Source organism: Paenibacillus sp. OSY-SE, assembly GCF_000283315.1.
Lineage (GTDB): Bacteria > Bacillota > Bacilli > Paenibacillales > Paenibacillaceae > Paenibacillus_B > Paenibacillus_B profundus.
The window spans coordinates 61,825-87,374 of sequence record NZ_ALKF01000192.1 but is presented as its reverse complement, the minus strand read 5'-3'; the positions used below and the strand labels follow the sequence as shown (position 1 = coordinate 87,374).

Sequence of the window (25,550 nt, the reverse complement as noted above, 5' to 3'; positions counted from 1 at the left end):
AACCTTTGTTCCAACTACTTAAATCGCATTCATGCCCTTTTGAACAAAAATTTGTAATATCAGTTGCAATATTTGTCGAAGGAGTTCACAATTAGACATGAAGATTTTGGGTTATAAATGGAGAAACAACCCATTTCTCGCATGAATCCGTTAGGAGGTCATATTGCATGTCGGCTGATGTTACGCACTCGGGAGGGGTTTGGAAATCGTATTACGGCCCCAATCTGGGTTACATTCAAGAGCAGTATGAGCGCTATGCGGTGGATCCCGCTTCCGTAGACGCCCATTATCGCGACCTATTCGCTCGTTACGGTGCTCCGCCCGGTACGAGCGGCACTACTGCCGGAACGGCAACGACGGTGGAACCTAGCTTGATTACGGATGTACAACGGCTCCAGCAAGCGGTATCCGCTGTACGAATCGCGGAGAGTATTCGCGCCTATGGACACCTGGCTGCGGATCTTGATCCGCTCGGAGTGAATGCGCAGGCTGACACCCGCCGCTTCGAACCGGAGACGTTCGGGTTAACTGCGGACGAATTGCGTTCCTTACCGGCTTCCCTCGTATGGGAGGAAGCGCCGGATGAAATAGAAAGTGCATGGGACGCAGTGCAGCGCTTGCGCGAGCTGTACACCCAATCCATCGCTTTTGAATTCAGCCATGTTCACGATCTGGGCGAACGGTTGTGGCTCAGACAAAAGGTCAGTTCCGGCCTCGTTCCACCGCCGATGACCGACGAAGCGCGAAGCGCTTTATTGAAGCGACTCATTGAAGTAGAGCAGTTCGAAACCTTTCTCCACCGCACCTTCGTAGGCCAGAAACGATTCTCAATCGAAGGCACGGACGTCCTCGTTCCGATGCTGGACGAAATCGTTCAAGTATTTGCGCGTGGAGGCGCAGCACATATTTTAATGGGCATGGCCCATCGTGGACGTTTGAATGTTTTGGCCCACGTACTGGGCAAGCCATATGGCAGCATTTTCTCAGAGTTCCACCATTCGCCGAACAAAGATCTCTTCCCTTCGGAAGGGTCGATGGGAATTAACTACGGATGGACGGGGGACGTCAAATATCACCTTGGCGCTGACCGCGCGCTGGAAGACGGCGATCGCATCCGTACCACGATTACGCTCGCGAACAATCCGAGCCATCTGGAATTCGTGAATCCGGTCGTCGAAGGCTTCACACGCGCTGCACAGGATGACCGCAGCCAGCCAGGCTATCCGGAACAAAATGCGGGCCGGGCAGCGGCCGTGCTAATTCATGGGGATGCCGCCTTCCCAGGTGAAGGCATCGTATCGGAGACGCTTAACTTCAACAAGCTTAGAGGGTACCAGAACGGTGGAACGGTGCATATCATCGTCAACAACCGCATTGGGTTCACAACGGACAGTCACGATTCCCGTTCCACACTCTACGCGAGCGACCTGGCCAAAGGCTTTGAGATTCCGATCGTGCATGTAAATGCAGACGATCCGGAAGCCTGCCTCGCGGCGATCCGCATGGCAGCCGAATATCGAGAGCAGTTCAAGAAGGATTTCCTAATCGACCTGATCGGCTATCGCCGGCACGGGCACAACGAGATGGACGATCCTTCCGCGACCCAGTCGCTAGTGTACGAGAAAGTATCCAAGCATCCGACCGTAGCGACGCGGTATGCCGAGACATTGCGGCGGAAAGGTCTGTTGGATGACAGCCGCATCGAAGCGATGAAGCGGCAAGTCGACGAGACGCTGCAGCAAGCTTATGACCGAATGAAAGCGCTGACGGATCGGCCATATCATTACCATTCCGAGTCGTTCCCGCGTTCCGACGCGGCGCCTTCCAAGATGACAGCCGTACCATTGGAGCGGCTGCAAGATATCAATCGGCAGCTGTTGGAGGTTCCAGAAGGCTTCCACGTGTATCCGAAGCTGGAACGGATTCTTCAGCGCCGGGTTGATGCGCTTAACGACGACGGAGCGGTCGATTGGGCCTTGGCGGAGGCACTCGCCTTCGCTACTATTCTGGAAGACGGCCAGCCTATCCGTTTAAGCGGCCAGGACTCAGAGCGCGGCACGTTCGCACATCGCCACCTCGTGCTGCACGATTATAAGACTGGGAACACGTTCTGTCCGCTGCACCGCTTGCCACAAGCGAAGGCGTCGTTCGGCGTGTATAACAGTCCGCTCTCAGAAGCGTCCGTGCTCGGCTTCGAATATGGATACAATGTGTTCGCTCCCGAGACGCTCGTCCTCTGGGAAGCGCAGTTCGGAGATTTCGCCAATGCGGCACAAGTCATCTTTGACCAATTCATTTCCGCGGGCTTGGCTAAGTGGCATCAGTATTCCAATCTCGTTATGCTATTGCCGCATGGATACGAAGGTCAGGGTCCTGAACATTCAAGCGCCCGGCTGGAGCGCTACTTGCAGTCTTGTGCAGAGCGGAATTGGACGGTTGCCAATTTGAGCAGCGCCGCCCAATATTTCCATCTGCTCCGGCGGCAGGCGGCGAGCGGCAGAACGACCGAAGCGCGCCCGTTAGTGCTGATGACACCGAAGAGCTTACTGCGGAATGCGCGCAGCGCGGCTCCAGCCTCATCCCTGACGGAAGGCAGCTTCCGCCCGATATTGGAAGAACCTCTGCTTGGCGGCAAGCCGAAGAAGACGGAGCGCTTGATTCTGTGCAGCGGCAAAGTTACACTCGACCTGCAGGCTGGAATCGAAGCAGAGCCAGAACGTAAATGGGATTGGCTCCACATCGTCCGCATCGAGCAGCTCTATCCGTTCCCGGACGAAGACATTACTGCTGTCCTGCAGCGGCTTCCTGCCTTGAAGGAAATCGTCTGGGTTCAGGAAGAACCGAAAAATATGGGCGCTTGGACTTACATGGAGCCGCGGCTCCGCGAGTTGACTTCAGGAAATATACCGGTTCGTTATATCGGCCGCGCCGAGCGTTCAAGCACGGCGAGCGGATATGCGGACGTTCACAATATTGAACAGCGCAATCTGATTGCGAATGCATTGAAACTTATTGATACCCTATAATAGGCTGTTCAAAAACCCCTATGGCCTTTTTGAACACGTACTATAATACTGATGAATACATGAATGCTCAGGGAGGTAGCGGTTGTGGCGGAAATTAAAGTACCCGAATTGGGAGAATCCATTACGGAAGGCACACTGCACAAGTGGCACGTTCAAGAAGGAGATACGGTTCATTTCGGCGATGTTCTTGCAGAATTAGAAACAGACAAAGTAAATCTTGAAATTAGCGCAGAGGAAGACGGAATAGTGGAACGTATCGCGCGGCACGCAGGCGAGAATGTAGCCGTTGGCGAGATCATAGGAATTATCAGCGCCCAATCGTCAGCCGCAAGCGGCGGAAATCCACCAGCCGTAGATGAAAAGTCTGTCGATAGCAAGACGGCGGGTGCCGATGTGAATGCGGTATCCAGCAGCGCTTCCGCAACGAGCGGCGGCACAGCGGCTGTCACTGCTGATGCAGTAGACACGAATGAGGAGCGGGGCGACTATCATGCGACGCCGTCGGCCCGCAAGATGGCAAGAGAGCAAGGAATCGACTTGCGGAATATCCGTCCGCAAGATCCAGTCGGACGTATCCGCGAGGAAGACGTGCAGGCGCATACAGCGGCTGGGGAGACGGTGATGAAGGAAGCGGGAGACAAGCGTTCTCCTGCATCAGCAGCACCTAAGGCGGCAGCACCAGCGGTGCCAGTCGTCGGAGTACAAGATGCAGCAGCCAAGCCAGCCGAACGAGTTCGGATGTCCCGGCGCCGCCAGACCATTGCCAAGCGCCTCGTGGAAGCACAGCAGACGGCCGCAATGCTGACGACCTTCAACGAAGTCGACATGTCGGCCATCATGGATATCCGCAAACGGCGCAAAACGACGTTCCGCGAGAAGCATGACGTAGGACTTGGCTTCATGTCTTTCTTCACGAAAGCGATCGTCGGCGCGCTCAAAGCGTATCCGCTGCTGAATGCCGAAATTGATGGTGAAGACATCATCATGAAGAAATATTATGACATCGGCATTGCCGTTGCCGCCAAAGAAGGCTTGGTCGTACCGGTTGTCCGGGACGCAGATCGGCTCGGGTTCGCTGAAATAGAGAAGCAGATCGGGGAACTGGCGGAGAAAGCACGCACCAACTCGCTGACACTGTCCGAGCTGCAAGGCGGGACGTTCACGATAACGAACGGCGGTGTCTTTGGATCGCTGCTGTCCACGCCGATTTTGAATTCACCGCAAGTCGGTATTCTCGGCATGCACACAATACAGCTGCGCCCAGTCGCCATTGATGAAGAGCGGACCGTGAACCGGCCGATGATGTATATCGCCCTCTCCTACGACCATCGTATCGTCGACGGAGCTGAAGCCGTTAGCTTTTTAAGAACGGTGAAAGAACTGCTTGAAGATCCGGAAACGCTGCTGCTGGAAGGGTAATGATGAGGAAAATAGGAAAGCCGCCGAGCAATTCGGCGGCTTTTTGAGCTTGTCGAGAAACCCAAAACATAATGGTATTTGTTCGATAATTTCATCATGGCGGTCATCTGCTACTGATCCGTGTCCGCTCGTTCGATGGGAACGGTATCCTCGGTCAATGTACCCGTCTTTCCCAGCTTTTCCGCTCGCAACGTATGGAGAATCTTCATCAGCTCGGTAATTTCGCTCTGATTTTTATTGTTTTTTTGCATTAGAATCAGCTTCTGTTCCAATCTGTCTAACTTGCTGTCCATTTCTGTCCTCCCAGCATCATTCCTATCATAGGTTTATATGCGTTGGAGGCCTAGGTGTTTCTTTATGAAAAAATGAAATAATATCCAATCCATAGGTGTGATCCGCCTTTTAGCTTCGACGCAACATTAAGCATGTGCCTTAAATAGCGCACGAAGTGCAGAATCATGCTCGTCCTTCGGTATGATTAACGCAGTGTTCTCTGCAAAGAAAATGAAGAAACGCTTCCGGCTTTCTGCCACTTTATATACCTCGCTCCACGCGTAATTGCCCTCCGTTGCAGGTGTCTGGAGACGGATGCCTTCATCCGAGAGTTGAATATCATACTGATGTGCGGAAGCATCCTTGCCGAACGACTTGCCCGTTACCGCCCGCATCAACATATAGTATAGTGCTCCAGCTGCACCATTAACCACGATGATGACGGGCACCATCCACTTCCACTCCTTCACCCCCGCCTGAAATCCGGTTATGGCGAGCAATATGACGAGAAGTACAACGTTCAAAATGAGCCCCAACGTGAGCAATGACTTCTTAATAAATTGAAACTGGTAATCCATATAATCTCGAATGGTCAGTTGGTAGTTCAGATGTATCGTGCTGTTCATAGGTATCTCCTCCCACACTGAAACAGCCTATTCACGACCGTGCATAGGCTGCTCCTTGCTTCAATGGCAATACCGTCTCCTAGAAGCGGCGGAAAAAAATGAAATTGCCGTCTTTCATTTTTTTCTCGATCCATTTCAACAAATAGTGCCTGTATAATGGCCGGGTTAGAGGGAAAACGAGCGTGAAACCGAGGACATCCGTGAAGAACCCCGGAGTTAAGAGCATAATCCCCCCCGCCATAATGCATAAGCCATCAATGACTGCGCGTCCCGGTACTTGCCTGGACTGCAACTGCTTCTGGGCTTCACCCCACACTTGGGCAGCTTCATAGCGGGCTACAATCGCTCCGATTACACTCGTCAGCAAAATAAGCAAAAATGTGTTCCAGCCGCCCACCCAGTTGCTGACCAAGACGAAACCGTACACTTCCAATGCGGGAATTAACGTAAGTACAATAAGTATCCATACGATTGGATTCATCCTGCGTCCCTCCTTCCCATAATTAAGCTTCTTGTCATCTGCACACTTGCTTACTGCCAAGTATGTCAGGGAATGCATGATGTGACTTCATAGTCAGTCATGCGTAACAGATTCAAGCAGCGTCCAGATGTCCTTCGCTTCACGTTCAATTCGTACCGGACGCCAATTCGAATTCAGCCAGGCGAGTGTTGTTGCCCCTTCTACCAGCCGCTCACCGATTGGCGCGGCATGCCAGCCTTGCTCCAAGGCCATGTCTGCTTCAGCTTCGCCTACGCGACATACAACCGAAGCGAAGGTCATGCGCAACGCTGAACGCTGCTCCAGCCGGGTATATACCATAATCATGTCATCATACAATGCTGGACGCTTAAAGGTAACCTGCAAATCAACGACAGGAAGCAGCAGCCCCCGTGCCTCCAATTCTCGGTAGCTCAAGCCTAACGCTCGTATCCATTCTGTACGTCCCACTTCAAACCAAGTGATATAATTTCCATGAAAGACCACTTTCATTCCGTCTGTCTCTTGATAACGGACGCGAAGCGGAAATCCGAACCAAGAGCAAGCAGCAGACGGAGACGATGCTGGAGACATCGCTGCACCTCCTATTGTAACTTATAAGTATCATAACTCACAAATGCAACAAAACTTCATATCGGCGCCTTCAGAGTGGTGAGCGGCCGCGTCTAGCGGCACGCTATTGTCCTTGCCGTTCGTTAGTGTTCGTTCGAGACAATGTGGTGCTTAATGTCATATAACCTGCTTTCACAATAACAGAAGCAATGGCATATCGCCATTGCTTCTGTCGCTTTGCATTCTATTATATAATCAGCTCGGTCTTAAGAGCAGCTTTTGCCGATTTGGCTCACTTTCACGAGGTTCGTCGAACCCGCGCAGCTTGTTGGGACACCAGCCGTAATGACAACCAGGTCTCCTTCGGAAACGATGCCTGTATTTACGCCGCCGCAAACCGCAACGTCGAACATTTCATCCGTGGAGGAAGCTTGTTCCACTTTCACAGGCACGACACCCCATGTCAGGGATAATCCGCGCATCACTTTCTCGGATGGAGTCGCAGCAATGATTGGCGCTTTTGGACGATATTTCGATACCATGCGCGCCGTATATCCGGTTTGCGTGGAGCTGATGATCGCCTTTGCATTCAAGTCAAGCGCCGTATTTGCTACAGCTTGGCTGATTGCATCCGTAACCGTCATTTGTTGTTTCAAGCTTTGTTTAATTAAAATTTCACGATATTCCAATGCAGATTCCGCTTTTTCCGCGATGCGGGACATCGTCAGAACGGATTCAACCGGATATTTCCCTGCAGCCGTTTCACCGGACAGCATGATTGCATCCGTGCCGTCGAAGATAGCGTTCGCCACGTCACTTGCTTCCGCTCGTGTAGGGCGAGGATTGCGTTGCATGGAATCAAGCATTTGCGTCGCTGTAATAACTGGTTTGCCTACGGTATTGCATTTTTCAATCATTCTCTTCTGTACAAGTGGCACTTCTTCCGCAGGAATCTCGACACCAAGGTCACCGCGGGCAACCATCAAGCCGTCAGAAGCTTCCAAGATTTCATCCAAGTTGTCTACGCCTTCTTGGTTCTCAATCTTCGAAATGATTTGGATATGTTTCGCGTTATGCTTGTCCAACAAATTGCGGATTTCCATAACGTCGCTTGCTTTACGCACGAAAGAGGCAGCAATGAAATCAACCCCTTGTTCGATACCGAAAATGATGTCATTTGCATCTTTTTCAGTAATGCCCGGAAGCGAGATTTTGACGCCTGGCACGTTAACGCCTTTACGGCTCTTAATTGTACCACCGTTAACAATCTTACACTTGATTTCCGTGCCTTGAACGTCAACGACTGTCAGTCCAATGAGACCATCATCGATAAGAATAGTCGAACCGACTTCCACATCCTGCGGCAACTCATTATATGTAACCGAGATGCGATCTTTGTCTCCAAGAATTTCTTCCGTCGTTAATGTCACATATTCATCTTGTACGAGGTCGATTGGCTCCACTGCCAATTTTCCTGTACGGATTTCCGGGCCTTTCGTATCAAGAAGAATCGCAACTGTCTTGTTCATTTCTTCGCAAGCTTGACGAATGTTCTTGATCCGGTTGCCGTGCTCATCAAAGTCACCATGCGAGAAGTTAAGGCGAGCGACGTTCATGCCTGCCAGAATCAACTTCTTCGTATTCTCCAAGGACTCGCTGGAAGGACCGATAGTACAAACAATTTTGGTTTTACGCATTATGGGCTTCCTCCAATTGTGGGCTCTCTAATATCTCTAATTTTTATTTCTAAAACAAGGCTCTCATCTATCTAATTTACTATACTCAGCAAAATTTGTATATGAAGATTATCATATTTATAAGTTTTACCAATAAGCACCTTTTTTATGATGAGAAATAATCATACACGTTCGTACGTTGCAAACTTGCCGATTTTGCGGAATTTGCCGTAGCGATCTTCACGCAATTCGTCTGTTGACAACAGCATAAGCTCCGCGAGATGACGCCACAGCGCGTCTTTCACATTCGCGGCTGCCGCTTCAACATCCTTGTGCGCGCCTCCCTGAGGCTCAGGAATAATTTCTTCAATGACATCCATCGCTTTCAGATCGGCAGCGGTAATCTTCATCGCTTCTGCGGCCTGATCTGCTCTCGAAGCATCCTTCCACAGGATGGAAGCCGCGCCATTCGGCGAGATGGCGGCATAAATGGCGTTCTCGAGCATAAGCACACGGTTCCCAACGCCTAGCGCTAACGCGCCCCCGCTGCCGCCTTCTCCAATCACGACGCAGATGACAGGAACGCCCAGCAGCGCCATATCGCGTAAATTACGGGCAATCGCTTCCGATTGTCCGCGCTCTTCCGCTGTATTCCCTGGGTAAGCGCCTTTCGTATCGATGAACGTAATAATCGGACGCTTGAACTTGTCCGCTTGCTGCATGAGCCGCAGCGCTTTGCGGAACCCTTCCGGGTGCGGACTGCCGAAGAAGCGAGCAATATTTTCCTTCGTGTCCTTGCCGCGCTGATGGCCGATAACGGTTACCGGAACCCCATTTAACCGCGCGAGACCGCCGACGATGGCCATGTCGTCTCCGAACAGCCGATCACCGTGCAGCTCAATGAAATCGGTGAAAATATGCTGAATAAAATCAAGCGTGGTTGGACGTTGATGATGTCTCGCCAAGTGCATCTTTTGTGATGGGGAGATGTTGGTATAAATCTCTTCAGCCAACTTGGCGTAACGCTCCTCCAACCGGGCGATTTCCTCAGTAAAGTCAATATTTTTTTCCTCTCCGAACCGTTTTAATTCGGCTATTTTCTGTTTCAACTCCACCAAAGGCTGCTCGAACGGAAGCTCACCCGCCATGCGTCACATCTCCTTTCACCGTGTGCAAATCAATAAGCTTGATCAAGGTCTGACGCATGTCCTTGCGCGGCACCACCAAATCGAGCTGCCCGTGCTTCATGTTGAACTCCGCCGTTTGGAACTCGTCAGGCAGCTTCTGCCGTATGGTCTGCTCAATTACGATGCGTCCTGCAAACCCGACAAGGGCCCCAGGCTCAGCAAGGTTGATATCGCCGAGCATAGCAAAGCTGGCGGACACGCCGCCTGTCGTCGGATCGGTAAATACCGAAATATACAATCCGCCTGCCTCGTGCAGCTTGGCCAACGCAGCGCTCGTCTTCGCCATTTGCATAAGGCTTAAGATGCTTTCCTGCATGCGCGCTCCGCCTGATGTCGAGAAAATGATGAGCGGATATTGCTTCTGCATGGCTGTTTCAATGGCCCTCGTTATTTTTTCACCGACGACCGAGCCCATGCTGCCGGTAAAGAAATCAAAGCTCATAACGGCGACGACGACAGGAAATCCGCCGATCGTGCCTTCACCTGTAATGACCGCTTCGTCCAATCCTGATTTGGCTTGCTGCTGCTTCAGCTTCTTCGGATAGTCCGGGAAGCCGAGCGGATCCTCAGAGACGATATCCGAGTCGTATTCGAAGAAACGGCCTTCGTCCAAGGTCATTTCAATGCGCTCCAGCGCATTCAGACGCAAATGATGCCCACACTGCGAACATACCTTCAGGTTCTTCTCCAACTCTTTATGATATTGAATCGTGCCGCATTTCGGGCATTTGTTCATCAAACCTTCGGGTATCTCGCGCTTGGGGCGGTCATCATGCACGGATGCGGATGGCACCGTGGCGTACTTTTTCTTTTGAAATAAGTCTTTAAACACCCGTTACACCTCTTTAGGCGTGATTTCTCCATGCTACCGAGACATACTTAGGTCCACAGCCGGAGATTGTCCTAACCGTAAACAACAAAAATCGGCTGTTTGAAAAACGTGACGTTCGTCAATCAGCCGCATCATGCATGCAAAATCGAATTGAGCACTTCCTGAACTTCTTCAACTTCCCCGGAAGGCACTAAAATTTCAAACTGTTGTTTAGAAAGATGGATGGGACGGATCTGAATAAGAAACCCTTCCTCCGTCAATCTTGTCTGAATCTTGTCTGCTAATTTGGCAGTCGGTGCGATGTAGATAACGGTCCACATGCGCGTGAGACCCCCCTAACGTTCCAATACGGCTCATATAATGCCATAATGATAACATAATTGACATTTTCACCGCAACCAAATCCTTGACAATCATGCAATGAACAAATGCACAATTAGACAAAATAAGCAAATACGCCGTTAAATTGTATCTTCCGACAGCCCATATAAATTTGCATCATGATTCTTGTGTGCGATTCGGGCCGATGCCGCAGCAGCCAATCCCGCCACGAGATCATCCAAGAAGACGTGAATTTGCTGCTTGTTCGCGTTCAACTGATGAATCACGCCGACCTTTGCCTTATCCAAATAGCCGAAGCTCGTCAATCCAATCATACCATATACGCTCGTAATGCCCAGAGCCAGCGTTTCATCCACCCCATATAACGGTTCATCCGCCTCCATTATCGCTTGCAGCGGTTCCGGCAAGAGCTTCTGCTCCGCTAACCAATCAAGCGCAATCCCCGTCATTAGCGTGTACTGCACTTCACGCTTTTGAATGACCGCTTTGACACTGTCGATGCAATCCGCAAGCGTTAAGGAAGCATTATAGGGCCGCTGCAATTGAAGGACAATATCCGCAATCGCTTCAAGTTCAACTCCACGCCGTTCCAGCCATTGTATCGCAATATCGGATGTCAAGGAAATCCCCTCCCTTCACCCCGTCTCCTGTGACTTGTCTCTTCGGAACAGGGCGTATCTAAATGTATGCGGGTCGGAAGGGAAATGTTCATGCCGTTAATGTTATTTTACACGAACCGAGCCATCGCCGAATATGGCTTCAATCTGCTTGAACAACTCGGGGGAGGGCTTCAATGCATATGCCTCGTTAAGCGCGATCAGCTGCTGCTCACGCTCATAGAACAGCACGGTAGGCAGCGGACCGGGGCTCGTCTTCAGAAGCTGCTTCAGCTCCTGTAAGAGCTCCGGCCGTTCGCGATCGGCCGTTATCTTGATGTACACGCGCTGAGCGCCTGAACGCGCTCCTGAACGCGCAGGCGGCGTGCTGCGCTCCTGAGCCGACGGCGCGGAAGCAACGCGCGAAGCAGCGGCGCGGCCTGAAGAGGCGCCGCCTGTACGCTCCGACGTGCCAGCAAGCCCCGCCCCCGCGCGCGGCTTCGCAGCTTGCGCGTCATGCGGGCTTGGCACGCTGTGCCCGCTCTGCGGCCCGCGGCGGCGCTTCACGAGCGCCGCGACGGCACGCTGCTCCAGCGGTACCGCTTCGTGTGCCAACAGCTTGTAATCGTCGTCCTGCTGCTGCACCTTGGCGCGCACCGCCAGCAACGCGCCCTTATGAATGAGCGGCTCCGCACGCCGCCACACTTCGGGGAACAGCACCACTTCCGCACGGTCGATGCGGTCCTCCAGCTCGATGAACGCCATCGGCTTGCCCTTCTTCGTCATAATAGAGCGGATGGATACGACCATCCCGGCGACGATGCACTCACTGTCGTCCGGAGCATCATGCAGATCGACAAGCCGATCCGTCTCCACCTCGCGCAGCAAATCCGTATAGTCGTCCAGCGGGTGGCCGGACAGATACAGTCCAAGCAGCTCCCGTTCCAACTCAAGCTGCTCAGTCATCGTAAAGGCTTGAACGTTCGGATAATCAATCGTCCAATTGCTCACCTCCACGAACCCGAACAGCTGGATTTGCAAATCTTCCCGTTCCTTGCGCCACTTCGCTGCCGTTTCCAGCGTCTCGTCCAGCATCGCAAGCAATTGGGCGCGATGTCCGGGCAAGGTGTCAAAAGCCCCCGCCTGTATCAGCGATTCGATAACCCGGCGGTTGCATACGCGCAGGTCCACCCGTTGACAAAAATCGAGTAAATCCGCGTAGGGCTTCTCCTTACGTTCTTGAATAATGCTCTCGATCGCTGTCGTTCCAACATTTTTAATCGCGCCGAGACCGAAGCGAATCGCCCCTTCAAGCGGTGTAAAGTGAACCAGGCTCTCGTTCACGTCAGGCGGAAGCAGCTCGATGTGCAGTCGCCGGCAATCCTCGATATATTCCGCAATTTTCCGGTGGCTGCCCATATTGGCCGTCAGCATGGAAGCCATGAATTCCATCGGATAATGTGCCTTCAAATATGAAGTTTGGAACGCCAACACCCCGTATGCTGCTGCATGCGCACGCGGGAAGCCATAGTCCGCAAACCGCACGATCATGTCGTAAACCCGATTCGCCTCTTCCTCCGTATATCCCTGACGTCGACTTCCTTCGACAAAATGCTGTCGCTCTTTGTCAAGCACTTCGCGCTTCTTTTTCGACACAGCACGACGCAACAGATCAGCTTCGCCCAAGGAGAAACCGGCCATCTTCGAGGCGATGTGCATAATTTGCTCCTGATAGACGATAATGCCGTACGTATCTTGAAGAATCGGCTCCAAGTCAGGGTGCGGGTACTCCACAGGCTTCAGCCCGTGCTTGCTCTGAATGTAGTTCGGAATAAATTCCATTGGACCCGGGCGATACAGCGCCACGACGGATACAATGTCCTCGAATACGGAAGGCTTCAGCTCCCGCAGCACGCGCCGCACTCCGGCCGATTCCAACTGAAACAGCCCTGTCGTGTCGCCGCGTGTGAGCAGCGCATACGTTGCTGCATCTGAATCGTCGAGCGCATTCAAATCAAGCGCAGATCCGGTGCGGCTCTCCACCCATTCCAACGTGCGCTCAATGATAGATAACGTACGCAGTCCGAGGAAATCCATCTTGAGCATACCGATTGCTTCCAGATGCTCCATCGAGTACTGCGTGAGCGCAATATCCTCTGTACCCGCCTGCAGCGGAACGTAATGCGTCAAGGGCTCCTCGCTGATGACGACACCAGCCGCATGCGTAGAAGCATGGCGCGGCGTCCGCTCCACCTTCGATGCCATCGTCAGAAGCTCGCCAATGCGTGGCTCCCGCTCCGACCATTCCCGCAGCTCGCTGCTCGTTCGCTGCGCTTTATCGAGCGTTATGCCGATCTGGTTCGGAATGAGCTTCGCTACGCGATCTGTCTCATTGTACGGCACATTCAGCACGCGGCCTACGTCGCGCACCGCCGCGCGGGCGGCCATCGTGCCGAACGTTATGATTTGCGCGACGCGGTCATGGCCGTACTTATCCGCCACATAGGCAATGACTTCATCCCGGCGCTCGTCGTTGAAATCGATATCGATATCCGGCATCGTAATCCGTTCCGGATTCAAAAACCGCTCGAACAACAGCTTATATTTCAATGGATCGACATTCGTAATGCGAAGGCTGTAGGCAACGAGACTGCCTGCGGAAGAACCCCGGCCAGGACCGGTCATGATGCCTTGCTCGTGGGCAAAGCGAATGAAGTCCCAGACGATTAAAAAATAATCGGAAAACCCCATCTTCTCGATCGTGTTCAATTCATAATGCAGCCGCTCCTGAGCGCTGTGGCGGAACGCTTCCTGAGACCACTCCGCCTGGGCTGAATAACGGCTCTGCAAGCCTTCCTCGCACAGCTGGCGCAAATATTCCGCAGCCTTCATCCTATCCGGGATCGGCTCAAAAGCCGGCAGCACCGATTTCTCAAAGTCCAGCTCCACATGACACTGCTCTGCGATGCGCGAAGTATTGGCAATCGCCTCCGGCACATGTCTGAACAGCGCATTCATCTCTTCCTGAGATTTAAAATACAGCTGATCCGTGCCCATGCGCATACGGCCTTCATCTTCAATCGTCTTGCCGGTGCCGATACAGATGAGCACGTCTTGCACCGCTGCATCTTCCTGCTTCATATAGTGAACGTCATTGGTCGCGGCAAGCGGAATTCCCGTCGCTTCACTCAAGGCGATAAGTCCAATGTTGACCTTCTTCTGCTCAGTCAATCCGTGATCCTGAAGCTCCAAATAGAACCCTTCCTGGAAAATATCCCGGTACCGCTCCGCCGCTTGGCGAGCTTCCTCGCTCCGGCCGTGCAGCACATGCTGGGACACTTCTCCCCCAAGGCAGGCGCTGAGCCCGATGATCCCCTCAGAATACTTGCGCAACGTGGCCATATCGACCCGCGGCTTATAATGAAATCCTTCCAGATGCCCGACTGAGCAAATCTTCATTAAATTGCGATAGCCCTGCTCACTCTTCGCAAGGAGAATCAAATGATAAATCGGCTGCTCCTTGCGCGAGCCCTTCTCATGTAGAGAACCGGTCGTCACGTATGCTTCCATGCCGATAATAGGCTTTATGCCATGTGCCACACATGCTTTGTAGAAGGCGATGGTGCCATACATAACCCCATGATCCGTGAGGGCAATCGCCTTCATGCCGCATGCGGCCGCTCGTGCGGCAAGCGCTTCGATACGCGCCGCCCCGTCGAGCAAGCTGTATTCACTATGTACGTGCAAATGCACGAACTGGTCCATCCCATTCACTCCTCATCCCAATGCATCATGCGAACATATTTTCGTCTCTTATTGTATCATATTTCCGCGAACAGATCCTATACATGTACAAGGGGGTTCTTGTCCTTAGCTGGCAGCCCCGACATTCAGCTATTCGAAAGGAGCGGCCATGATGGGCTCATTTATGTCCAAGGCATTGCTGGACTTCTTCATCGCCTTCGGCGTGGTGCTCGGTGGTTCCATGCTGGCCGGCATCGGGGCCGTGATTGCGCTGCAGTCGCCGGTCGATACGATGAAGCACATCGCTGAGCATTTAAAAATATGGGCGGTCGTTGCCGCGGTCGGCGGCACCATCGATCCAATACGTGTCATTGAGAGCAACTTCTGGCTCGGCAATTTGTCTCCTGTGTTCAAGCAGCTTCTGTACATTTTTGTTTCCTTTGTTGGTGCGCATCTCGGTACGGAACTCATTCAATGGATTTGCCGCGGACGCTCGTAAACGGACATTCCTAAGTTGAAAGGAGACGGTGCAGCATGCGCCTCAATACAGTGCCACGGTGGTTAAGCGACACGGCGCTCGTCATCGTCGGCATCGTGGTAGGTGCAGCGATCTACCATGCCGTATATTTGCATCAGTTCAATCAGCTGATGATGATGAATATGAACTTGAAGGACCGCTTGGTCCAATATCAGGCGAAGACGGAAGATTTGCTGCGCTACAAAAACCATAAGACGATCATTCGCAGCATCGATCTGCATATTTACAAATCAGGCAGCGATGCTGACATTCCGCAAGCGGATGAAACCGAAATCCGCCGGCGTTTGCTGAAAGATTTAGCGGGATTGAAAGGCAGGGACGTGTTCCAAATCGACGAGTACAGCAAGCTGGTGGAAGGCCTGCTCGCCCGTAAAATTTACCCGGATATCAATGCGAAGGATTATACGGTACAGATGCGCACAATGCTGTTGACAGAAGGAGTGCTTCACGTCTGGGTCGACGTCAAAACGTATCTGCCAACAAATTTGTCATTCCAATAGAAGTTGTTCAAAAAGCCTCTTTTTGAACACGAGCCAATAGGACAGCCTCCCAAATTATGATACTATTAAGGAAAAATGACCCACATCATCATCAATGAAGGAGAGTTGCTTTCATGACGGAATGGATACAATGGGCCCTGCTGCTGCTCATTTGTCTCACATCGGCGCTGTCCGTTTTTTACAGCTTCCGTTCAAGGCGCCAGAAGGAGCCTATGCTGCGCGGCTTATATGCGGCACGCATGAATGTATGCATGGGGCTAATGCTTATATTTATGGCATCGATTCAAATGCTCATTTATACCGGTTCTACGGTCCGCGTCATCGTCGGCGCCGTCCTGCTCGTTATCGGGCTGTTCAACCTGTTTGCAGGGCTGCGCAATCACGGCCATTTTCAGAGACTGATGTCACCGCAAAAATAAATGCGCAGAAGGGACAGCGTGCCATTCGCTGTCCCTCCCCTATTAGTACGTGCCTTAATCATGATCGATGGATTGCGCGGTCATCATCGCCTTGGCGACGAGATGCTCGCCATGTCGAATTTCCAGCTCGAGCTTGCAAAATTTCCGGCTCATTTCAATAAATTCGGGATGAAGCGTCACTACATCCTCAATCTGTAGCGGCCGAACGAAATATGTCGTCATATTTTCCATCACATGATCATAACTTCTCTCATCTTTGACAGCCCGCAATGCGGCCTGGGTTATAATCGTCGTCAAGATGCCTTCAGATACAGAGCCGAAGCCGTTCACCATCTGCGGCGTAATGACACCACGGAAGAACAACCGGCCTTGATCGTCGCGTTCTTCATCAAACCCGTTCCAGATCAAGTCATCGAACGTTTCTCCAAGCTGCGGTTCCTTCCGCGCATCCCGCATCGCCTGCAGCACTTGACGTCTTGTTACGACGGCGATGAGCTTCCGGTTGCGGTCCACAATCGGAAGCAAATCCACCCCCTCCCATACCATCGTATGGGCCGCCGATGCGAGCGTCGTCTGCAAATTAACCGTAATCGGATTGCGCGTATACAGTTTATCAATCGTCTGATCGGAAGCTGCGCCTAATATATCTTTGTACGTAATCATGCCGATAACCCGGTACCATTCGTCGACGATTGGAAATCGGCTATGCCCCGTCTCCTCCCGCATCCGCTCGAAATCTTGCACCGTGCTCACCGGTCGCAGCACATACATCTGCGCCTTCAACGCCACGACATCTTCGATAATCATTATCTTTTTCTTGATGAGCCGGTCGAACAGCGCCCGGTTAATCATCGATCCGACCGTAAATGTATCATACTTCGAAGAAATAATGGGCAGATCCAGTGCATCCGCAAGCAGCTTCACTTCCCGGCTCGTACCGAACCCTCCTGTAATAAGCACGCCCGACCCGTGTTGCAGCGCAAGACGATGCGCATCTTCCCGGTTCCCCACGATAAGCAAGCTGCCGGCATCGATGTAACGGGCCATCGCATCGAGCTTCATCGCACCGATGACATATTTATTGAGCGTCTTGCTGAGTCCCCTGCTTCCGCCAAGCACGTGCCCGCCTAGTATGTCCACCACTTCGCCGAATGTCAGCTGTTCAGACATATTGCGCGGCTTCTTCTCGACCCGCACCGTTCCAATGCGTTCCTTCGTAATCACGATGCCGATGCTTTCCGCCTCTTTTACCGCTCGATAGGCCGTTCCTTCGCTCACCGACATTTCCTTCGCCAATTTACGTACGGAAATCTTCGTCCCTGGCTTCAGACTTTCAATATGATGAAGCAGCTGCTCGTGCTTCGTTAACGTCGCATCGTGTCCATCCATCTGTTACACCCCTAATAACCGAACTGTTGTACTCTGTCTTTATATTACCATATATTTAAAGTCGGTTGCAAAAAAAGACAAGCGACGCTAGAAACATTCCAGCGTCAGCCTGTCTTTGAGATTGTGCGCGTATCTACAAATTAACCAGTTACTACTGTACCCGTTTCCGCCTCCACTCGCTCACGCTTCACCAGCTTGCGATGGCTGATTCTGAAGAAGACAAAGCTTCCGATTAGCGAAAGCACAAGGAAGATTGACAGCTTGCTCAAATTCATCCATACATAGCCCATATCTTCAAGCGCAATGACACCGCGGAAAGCGCGGATCGTGTACGTCATCGGGAACCAAGGATGCAGCATTTGGAAAAACTCAGGCGCCATTTCGATTGGGAACGATCCTGCTGTCGATGACAATTGGAGCACCAGCAGTATAACGATAATAAAACGCCCCACATTTCCAAATGACGTTATGAAAAATTGTACCATAGCAAAGAAAGTCAAGCTCGACATCACGCAGACGACAAAGAACATCGTAACGTTCATGACTGGCAATCCGATCACGTTCAAAACAACGAGACCCGAAATGAGAACCTGAAGAGAGCTCTCTACCATCATAAATCCGTACTTGCTCATCATCCATGCAAACCCGGAAGGCGGACGTCCACTCGTCTCATACAATGGATAAATCATCGAGAACATTAAAGCTCCAACGAAGAAGCCCAGTGACAGGAAATAAGGCGCCATTCCTACACCGTACGTAGTTACATCATGATTTTCCTGCTTGCTGCTGTTCACAGGGGACGTAATGAATTGATACGTTTTGTCGGTTGTATCCTGTGTTGCCTTCTCCGCACCTTCCCTCAGCTTGTCGCGCAGCTCTGCACCGCCGGATAGTAACTTCTGTTGACCGTCCAACAGCTGTGCGAATCCATCGTTGATCGCATCTTGCGCCTTCTCTACCTGATTCAGCATGTCGCTCATTTTCTCAAAAATAAGCGTCTGCACTTTTTTGGCGGCATCATCCAGCTTCATTTCCGCCATTTCGTGCATCATATCGCGTGCCATAGGTTCGAGACTGTTCACCTTGTCGTCGGTAGCCTGATGAATCTTCGCGATAACTTCTGGCATGACACGATCCAGCTCATCATTCACTTTGTGATGAACATTGTTGACCACTTTAGGCTCATATTCCGTCCATTTATCGTCAACGAGCTTATGCAATTTGTCGGTCAACAGCTTCGATTTCTCCTGATACGTATCTTCCGCGAACGTGTGCGCCTTGGCAAGCAACGCCGGCGCGAGTTCATTTGTTTTGGACATCGCGACCTGCTGAGCCATCGAGCGAACCTTCGGATAGATCTCGTCAAATTTCGTATCGGCTGTGTGATGCAGCTTGCTGACAAGCTTCTTGCCAACCTTGTTCAATTCATTGTCAACCATGTTAGTCAAATCTTGTTTGACTTTCTTTTTCAGCTGTTCCAGATTATCCGGAGTCAGACTCGTTTCTATCTTGGCACGGACATCTTCCAGCTTCTTCTTCATATCTTCCCATTGCTGCTGCATATCCGGAGGCAACTGCTCGCCGATAGGCTTCAGCTTCTCTTCCAATTGATCGAGATCGGCCTGAATTTGCTCGAGCTGCGTTTTTCCCTTTTGAATCGCGTCATCGAACAGCTTGTCGACCTTCTCATCAATGTATTTATGAATAGAGCTCTGGATAGAACTTTCGATTTTGCCGTATTCGCGATCAATGATGGTATGCATCTTCGTGCGAGCTACCGGCTCCATATCTTTAATGGATTTGTCGAGCTCCCGGCTGATTGTTGACATTACCTTGTTTATATTTTTCTCATAGGCATTATCAATTTCATCATGTAATTTCTTGCGAATTTCATCTCCGTATTTAACTGACTGCTTATCAATTTGTTCATGCAGCTTCTCTTTCGTTGGCAGTGAATATTCATTGACAAGCTCATCAATTTTGACATGCACGGTGTCATGCACGATATCGGTATATCTGTTTGCTTCCGTATCGATTTCCTGATGGATTTTATCAACGAACTTCGGCTTGTTCTTATCCATCGCTTCATCAATCTCTTGATGTATTAATTCATCCAGCTTCTCTCGGTTCTCATCCATCATTTTCTGAACCATCGAATCGGCTTCCGAAGTTTTGGAATTCACTTGAGAATTAAGCTCGTCGCGGAATTTCTGTAATCCTTCGCCTAATTGGCCCAGACCATCCTCAATCATTCCTGCCCCGTCACTTGCCGTACCGAGCCCTTCCGCAACTGTCCCAATCGCATTGAACATCTGCTCCACATACGTCTCTGTCACTTTTTGCGACAATTCCGACTTGATGTTTTGAACCACTTTATCTGAAATTTGCCCAGACAAGAAGTTAAAGCTGCTGTTCTCTGTATAAATGAGATTCATCGGTTCGGGATTGGTGTCCAGAATCGTCGTCGCGTTGTGCGACATCTCCTCTGGGATACGAATTAAGAGGTAAAATTTATTCTCGCTTAATCCGCGCTCCCCTTCTTGGCGCGTTACAAAGTGAAATTGGACCGCATCATTGTCGTGCAGCTTTTCAATAAGCTCGCGACCGATGGCAATTTCCTTTCCTTCGAACATAACCGGCCGGTCCTCATTGACGACAGCGACAGGTATGTTTTTGACATTGCTGTATGGATCCCAGTTAGCTACCAAATATACACCACTGTACATAAGGGGGATAACCAGGAGTCCAAGAACCGGAATCAAGGCGTCCTTGGACCGAACTATTGCCATCAATTCCGACCAAAAAAAACGAAGAGTTTTCATACTGTCACCTCCTTAAATGACCAAATGACCAATTTGTTAAATGAGTTCTGAATTAGCAGATGAAAGTTATTATACTCCTTCGTTCTGAAAATTTCAAATAGCATTTTCAAGGAATGCTGTAGCTACATTTTCCAAAAAAACATTAAAATTCGAAATATTGTTCTCAAAACGCACACTTATTCCATTATCCATAACATTTAATAAAGTGCAATTCTTATATTTTTAAAACATGAAAAACCCGCTCTTTATTCTAGAAAGAGCGGGTTCAACTGATTCCTATTCAATTGCATCCTACATTCAGTACCGTCCTGTCGGGATTACCGTTTCCCTGGTTCATACGGCTGGCCCAACGCGGCAGGGGAACTGCCTTTGCCTACCGTAAAGATGAGCGCAATGAGCGTCAGCACATAGGGGAGCATATAGAACACTTCCGTCGGTATGGCCCTTGCGAATTCATACAGCTGCACCTGATCCTTCAGTGCTTGAGCAAAGCCGAAGAAAAGAGCTGCGCCCATGGCCCCTACCGGATGCCAACGGCCGAATATAACAGCGGCTAGCGCTATATATCCTTGCCCTGAAATCGTATTGAACGCAAAGCTGCTGTTCGCCGTCAGCGCGATCGTAGCACCACCGAGCGCCGCAATCGAGCCGCCCACCATAACGCTCCATGCACGCAGCCGGTTCACGTTGACCCCAGCTGTGTCCGCCGCGCCTGGATGTTCCCCTACCGCCCGCATGCGAAGCCCGAGCGGCGTCTTGAACATGACGTAATAGACGATAATGACTAGAATGAAAGCAATGTACGTCGTTGGATACGTCTGGAACAGCGCTTTGCCAAGAAACGGAATATCGCTCAGCCACGGAATGTGGATGCGATGGAATACATTCGTAATAACCGGCGTGTCCGCCGCGCCGTCAAACAGCAGCTTCACCATGAAGAAGGTAGAGCTTGCAGCCAGCATATTGACGACGATACCACTAATAACTTGATTGGCCTTGAACCGGACCGATGCGATGACATGGATACCGGAGAAGATGACGGTAAATACCAGCGCGGCCAAGCAACCGAGCCATGGCGCTGCCGCTCCGAGTCCAGCTTGCTCCGCATAGTAAGCAGTAACTGCGGAAGAAAAGGCGCCGGATACCATAAAGCCTTCCAATCCCAAATTAATGACACCCGATCGTTCGGCGATAAGGCCGCCCAGCGCAGCGAAAATAAGAGCCGTTGCAAATACGAGAGTGCCGTTTATCAAAAACCCTAGTATCTCCATCTGCTATCCCTCCCGATTCGCCTGTTTGGAACGCTTCGTCTTATTGAGCAGCCAGCGGATCATGCCCGGAGCCGCAGCGAAGAAAATAATAATGCTAATGACCATCTTAATTACTTCCCCCGGAACATTCGCACCGAAGCTCATTCCTTGGGCGCCGTACATCAATGAACCGAACAGCGCCGCGGCCAGCAATATGCCTAAGGCCCCGTTCATGCCGAGCAACGCAACCGCAATGCCGTCGAAGCCAAGTCCCGATGTCGCTGAAGCGATCGCCATATATTTGAAGACGCCGAGCACCTCGAACGTCCCGACCATACCTCCCAGCATGCCCGACAGGAAGAACGTGCGAATGACGACTTGCGACACGTTCATCCCTGCATATTTGGCTGCATGATTGTTGTTCCCCACCGCACGAATCTCGTATCCCCACTTCGTCCGGTTCATATAGAAGTGGTAAGCGATCAGCGCAACAACCGCCAGCGCGAAGCCCCAATGAATGCGCGCTCCGTCCAGCAGTCCGCTCAACCAATTAATTTGAATACTGGCCGATTCCTGAATGCTCTGCGAGCGTGATGTCCCCTCTTCGGCCATGAACGCTTTGATGACCATATGGCTAAGGTACAATGCCGTCCAGTTCAGCATGATGCAGGATATGACTTCATTAATGCCCCGCTTCGTCTTCAACACTCCAACCAAGGCACCCCATAATCCGCCAAGCAGTGTTCCGGCAATGATAGCTACAATCGCATGAATGATCGGCGGCATAGAAATCATATTGCCGACCATGAGCGCGCCGAGTGAGCCCATCACAATTTGACCGTCTACCCCAATGTTGAACATCCCGGCGCGAAATGCGATTGCGACGGCAAGCCCAGTGAAGATAAGCGGCACAATCGCGCGCAGCGCCTCACCCATATCGTAGGCATTGCCGAAAATTTTCTCCAGCATGGACTGATAGGCGAGCAGCGGATTATAGCCTCCGGCGATCATGACGATAGCGCCGATAAGCAGGCCCAAGACGATCGATAATAACGAGATTTTAACAGATTCTCCCGCAAACAGCGCTTTAAGCTTGTTCATCCCCGATCCCCTCCTTGATGCTTGCCTGCCATCAACAGACCGAGCTCTTGATCCGATGTCGTCTCCGGGGTCGTCTCGCCTACGAACCTGCCATTGAACATAACTAGAATCCGATCGGAGACGTTAATGATTTCATCCAGCTCGAACGACACGAGCAGGACCGCCTTCCCCTTATCACGCTCGGCAATCAACTGCTTATGCACGAACTCGATAGCCCCAACATCGAGGCCTCGCGTGGGCTGAGCCGCGATGAGCAGCTTCGGCTCCTTGGCGATTTCCCGAGCGATAATCAGCTTCTGCTGGTTGCCGCCGGACATGGAGCGCACCGGTGTATGAATGCCTGGCGTACGGATGTCGAATTGCTCGACATGCCGCTCCGCAACCTCCTCTATCGCCTGCCGATCCAGCAGACCTTTGTGATTGAAGCGTTCCTCATAATATGACTTCAGCACCGCATTCTCGCTAACGTCGAAATCGAGAACGAGTCCGTGCTTGTGGCGATCCTGTGGAATATACGAAATACCCGCTTCGGACGCCGTTCGCGGCGAACCGTGCTTGACATCCCGGCCTTCAAGCCGAATGGTGCCCGACTCAATCGGCCGCATGCCGGTAATGGCTTCGATCAGCTCCGTTTGACCATTGCCATCTACGCCGGCGATACCTACAACTTCCCCCGCACGGATGGATAGAGAGATCCCGTCGACCGCCCGCTGCCCGTTCTCGGCTGTCACGACCAGATTGGCAATGTCGAGCAGCGAATCTTGCGGATTCGCGGGCCTCTTGTCGGTCTTGAACTGCACGCGGTGCCCAACCATCTTCTCCGCCAGCGTTTCCTGGTTCGTATCGGCTACCGTCACGGTTTCTATCATTTTCCCGCGGCGGATAATGGTGCAGCGGTCAGCGACATCCATAATTTCCTTCAATTTGTGCGTGATGAGCAGAATCGATTTCCCTTCATCCACGAGTCTCTTCATGATTTGAAGCAGCTCGGTGATTTCCTGCGGAGTAAGTACCGCAGTCGGCTCGTCGAAGATAATGATCTCCGCCCCTCGGTACAGTGTCTTCATTATTTCAACTCGTTGCTGCATGCCTATCGAAATCGATTCAATCTTGGCCTCCGGATTAACATTCAGCCCGTATTGCTTAGACAGCTCAGCAATCCGGCTGGCGGCGCCCTTCAAGTCCGTGCCGAAGCCGCGCTTTGGTTCCATGCCAAGAATGATATTCTCCGTCACGGTAAACGGAGGAACTAGCTTGAAATGCTGATGCACCATGCCTATACCGCACTCGATCGCTTTATTCGGGCCATCCATCACGATGGGCTGTCCGTTTAGTTCGATAATCCCTTCATCTGGCTGGTACAAGCCGAATACAATATTCATCAGCGTCGATTTCCCCGCGCCGTTCTCTCCAAGGAGAGCATGGATCTCTCCTTTTCTGAGCTGCAGGCTAATTTGATCGTTAGCAACAATTCCGGGAAAACGCTTCGTGATCCCTTTGAGCTCCAGTACGATGTCTCCGTTATGCATGGCGTTCCCCTCCGTAACGAGTTTCCCCGCCACATACTGCTGGCGGGGAAACGAAAATGGTTAATTACGTCGTTGGCACTTGGATTTTACCTTCAATAATCTGTTCACGATATTGTTCTACCTTATCGAGAATGTCTTGCGGCACGTTCTTGCTAGAAGTCGGCGCCACGTCGACCCCTTTTTCCTTTAAGCCCATATAAGTGATTTTGCCGTCAGGGAAATTCCCGTCAGCCAAATCCTTCGAGATTTGATATACCGCTTCATCCACTTTCTTAATCATCGACGTCAGCGTAATTTCATCTCCGAATTCAAGCGACTGATCCTTGTCGACGCCGATGACCCAGACACGTTCACCGCGGGCTACGCGCTCTTTCGCTTCATTGAACACGCCGTTGCCCGTTAAGCCGGATGCGTGGAAGATAATATCGACGCCCTCGTTATACAGCGTGGAAGCTGCTGATTTCCCCATATCTACGCGGACGAATTGCCCGGTGTAGAGCGGCTTGAACGACGCATCCGGATTTACCGCCTTGATCCCTTCCCGGAATCCAGCCTCGAAGCGCTTGATGACCGGGATTTCCATGCCGCCAACAAAACCGATTTTATTGGATTTTGTCATTAATCCAGCAATAACCCCTACTAAGAAGGCTCCTTCATTTTCTTTGAACAAGACCGAAGCTACGTTTGGAACTTCCACCCCTGCGTCAATGATACCGAGCTTCGCATCTGGATTCTCGGAAGCGATCTGCTTCACTGCCGCATCGAGTGTTTCGGCCGTAGCCCATGTCAAGTCGTATTTATTCTTCACGAATTGGTTCAAGCTTGGAATGACTTCCGCGTCGTTCTTCGGCTCTAAAAATTTCACTTCGTAGCCGAAGTCCTCCTTCAGCTTCTGCAGACCTTCCCATGCGCTTTGGTTGAACGATTTGTCATTGACGCTTCCCATGTCGGTAACCATGCCGACCTTCAGCTTTTTGCCTCCGCTCTCTTCAGGTGCTGAACCGCTGGATGACGATTCGCTAGGCTTGCTTCCACAGCCTGCCAGCGCAAACGAGAACAACAGAATAGCGGATAATACGAGCAGCATTGATTTTTTCATGACCTTTTCCCCCTTGAGTGTCATTAATATCTTTCTGAATACATAACCCCTTTTTGAGGCCATTCAAAAAGTCCCTTTTCGAACACGCACTCTTAAAACCATCCAATTCGGTAGTTCAATGTATAGGATTG

Annotated in this window: 21 protein-coding genes; 5 read left to right on the top strand and 16 right to left on the bottom strand. The window is 51.4% G+C overall.

The window, feature by feature from the left end; all coding sequences use genetic code 11:
- The first annotated feature begins 167 nt into the window (after positions 1 to 167).
- Both A372_RS0120535 and odhB read left to right on the top strand, forming a co-directional pair.
- The gene (locus A372_RS0120535) at positions 168 to 3,026 is read left to right on the top strand and encodes a 2-oxoglutarate dehydrogenase E1 component (protein ID WP_019422779.1); all 2,859 of its coding nucleotides are present in this window, start codon (positions 168 to 170) and stop codon (positions 3,024 to 3,026) included.
- A gap of 84 nt (positions 3,027 to 3,110) precedes the next feature.
- The gene (gene odhB, locus A372_RS0120530; RefSeq protein WP_019422778.1) at positions 3,111 to 4,445 is read left to right on the top strand and encodes a 2-oxoglutarate dehydrogenase complex dihydrolipoyllysine-residue succinyltransferase; all 1,335 of its coding nucleotides are present in this window, start codon (positions 3,111 to 3,113) and stop codon (positions 4,443 to 4,445) included.
- A gap of 110 nt (positions 4,446 to 4,555) precedes the next feature.
- Here the strand turns inward: odhB and A372_RS0120525 are convergent, their stop codons facing one another.
- The 10 genes from A372_RS0120525 to A372_RS0120480 form a co-directional block, all read right to left on the bottom strand.
- Entirely contained in the window at positions 4,556 to 4,738 is a 183-nt protein-coding gene (locus A372_RS0120525) for a hypothetical protein (protein WP_019422777.1), read from the bottom strand.
- 126 nt (positions 4,739 to 4,864) lie between these two features.
- Positions 4,865 to 5,344 (bottom strand): YcxB family protein, encoded by a 480-nt coding sequence (locus tag A372_RS0120520; protein ID WP_019422776.1) that lies wholly within the window; start codon positions 5,342 to 5,344, stop codon positions 4,865 to 4,867.
- Positions 5,345 to 5,423: 79 nt separating this feature from the next.
- The gene (locus A372_RS0120515) at positions 5,424 to 5,825 is read right to left on the bottom strand and encodes an FxsA family protein (RefSeq protein ID WP_019422775.1); all 402 of its coding nucleotides are present in this window, start codon (positions 5,823 to 5,825) and stop codon (positions 5,424 to 5,426) included.
- Between the two features lie 93 nt (positions 5,826 to 5,918).
- Positions 5,919 to 6,416 carry an acyl-CoA thioesterase gene (locus A372_RS0120510; RefSeq protein ID WP_019422774.1) on the bottom strand — a complete coding sequence of 166 codons (498 nt, stop codon included), beginning with the start codon at positions 6,414 to 6,416 and terminating at the stop codon, positions 5,919 to 5,921.
- A gap of 245 nt (positions 6,417 to 6,661) precedes the next feature.
- Positions 6,662 to 8,092, bottom strand: coding sequence for a pyruvate kinase (gene pyk, locus A372_RS0120505; RefSeq protein ID WP_019422773.1), 1,431 nt, complete (start codon positions 8,090 to 8,092; stop codon positions 6,662 to 6,664).
- 161 nt (positions 8,093 to 8,253) lie between these two features.
- Positions 8,254 to 9,219: an acetyl-CoA carboxylase carboxyl transferase subunit alpha gene (gene accA, locus A372_RS0120500; RefSeq protein WP_019422772.1), complete on the bottom strand. Its 966-nt coding sequence runs from the start codon at positions 9,217 to 9,219 to the stop codon at positions 8,254 to 8,256.
- The gene (gene accD, locus A372_RS0120495) at positions 9,209 to 10,090 is read right to left on the bottom strand and encodes an acetyl-CoA carboxylase, carboxyltransferase subunit beta (protein ID WP_019422771.1); all 882 of its coding nucleotides are present in this window, start codon (positions 10,088 to 10,090) and stop codon (positions 9,209 to 9,211) included. Before accD ends, accA begins: the two co-directional genes overlap by 11 nt.
- Before the next feature lie 131 nt (positions 10,091 to 10,221).
- Positions 10,222 to 10,410 carry a hypothetical protein gene (locus A372_RS0120490; protein WP_019422770.1) on the bottom strand — a complete coding sequence of 63 codons (189 nt, stop codon included), beginning with the start codon at positions 10,408 to 10,410 and terminating at the stop codon, positions 10,222 to 10,224.
- Between the two features lie 141 nt (positions 10,411 to 10,551).
- Positions 10,552 to 11,052 carry a phosphatidylglycerophosphatase A family protein gene (locus A372_RS0120485; protein ID WP_019422769.1) on the bottom strand — a complete coding sequence of 167 codons (501 nt, stop codon included), beginning with the start codon at positions 11,050 to 11,052 and terminating at the stop codon, positions 10,552 to 10,554.
- Between the two features lie 102 nt (positions 11,053 to 11,154).
- Positions 11,155 to 14,793, bottom strand: a complete 3,639-nt coding sequence (locus A372_RS0120480; RefSeq protein ID WP_019422768.1) for a DNA polymerase III subunit alpha — start codon at positions 14,791 to 14,793, stop codon at positions 11,155 to 11,157.
- Positions 14,794 to 14,944: 151 nt separating this feature from the next.
- On the opposite strand from A372_RS0120480, the gene A372_RS0120475 reads away from it, so the two are divergent.
- From A372_RS0120475 to A372_RS0120465, 3 genes are all read left to right on the top strand, one after another.
- Positions 14,945 to 15,271, top strand: a complete 327-nt coding sequence (locus tag A372_RS0120475) for a YtrH family sporulation protein (protein WP_019422767.1) — start codon at positions 14,945 to 14,947, stop codon at positions 15,269 to 15,271.
- 35 nt (positions 15,272 to 15,306) lie between these two features.
- Positions 15,307 to 15,810 (top strand): hypothetical protein, encoded by a 504-nt coding sequence (locus A372_RS0120470; RefSeq protein ID WP_019422766.1) that lies wholly within the window; start codon positions 15,307 to 15,309, stop codon positions 15,808 to 15,810.
- Between the two features lie 113 nt (positions 15,811 to 15,923).
- Positions 15,924 to 16,229, top strand: coding sequence for a YtpI family protein (locus tag A372_RS0120465; RefSeq protein WP_019422765.1), 306 nt, complete (start codon positions 15,924 to 15,926; stop codon positions 16,227 to 16,229).
- 54 nt (positions 16,230 to 16,283) lie between these two features.
- Here the strand turns inward: A372_RS0120465 and A372_RS0120460 are convergent, their stop codons facing one another.
- The 6 genes from A372_RS0120460 to A372_RS0120435 form a co-directional block, all read right to left on the bottom strand.
- Complete coding sequence (locus tag A372_RS0120460) at positions 16,284 to 17,618, bottom strand: DRTGG domain-containing protein (protein ID WP_019422764.1); 1,335 nt, start codon at positions 17,616 to 17,618, stop codon at positions 16,284 to 16,286.
- Between the two features lie 140 nt (positions 17,619 to 17,758).
- Positions 17,759 to 20,440, bottom strand: a complete 2,682-nt coding sequence (locus tag A372_RS0120455; protein ID WP_019422763.1) for a YhgE/Pip family protein — start codon at positions 20,438 to 20,440, stop codon at positions 17,759 to 17,761.
- Positions 20,441 to 20,757: 317 nt separating this feature from the next.
- Positions 20,758 to 21,711, bottom strand: coding sequence for an ABC transporter permease (locus tag A372_RS0120450; protein ID WP_019422762.1), 954 nt, complete (start codon positions 21,709 to 21,711; stop codon positions 20,758 to 20,760).
- A gap of 3 nt (positions 21,712 to 21,714) precedes the next feature.
- Positions 21,715 to 22,791, bottom strand: a complete 1,077-nt coding sequence (locus A372_RS0120445; RefSeq protein ID WP_019422761.1) for an ABC transporter permease — start codon at positions 22,789 to 22,791, stop codon at positions 21,715 to 21,717.
- Complete coding sequence (locus A372_RS0120440; protein WP_019422760.1) at positions 22,788 to 24,320, bottom strand: ABC transporter ATP-binding protein; 1,533 nt, start codon at positions 24,318 to 24,320, stop codon at positions 22,788 to 22,790. Before A372_RS0120440 ends, A372_RS0120445 begins: the two co-directional genes overlap by 4 nt.
- Before the next feature lie 64 nt (positions 24,321 to 24,384).
- A complete protein-coding gene (locus A372_RS0120435) occupies positions 24,385 to 25,419 on the bottom strand; it encodes a BMP family lipoprotein (RefSeq protein WP_019422759.1) in 1,035 nt (344 codons plus the stop codon).
- Positions 25,420 to 25,550 lie beyond the last annotated feature (131 nt).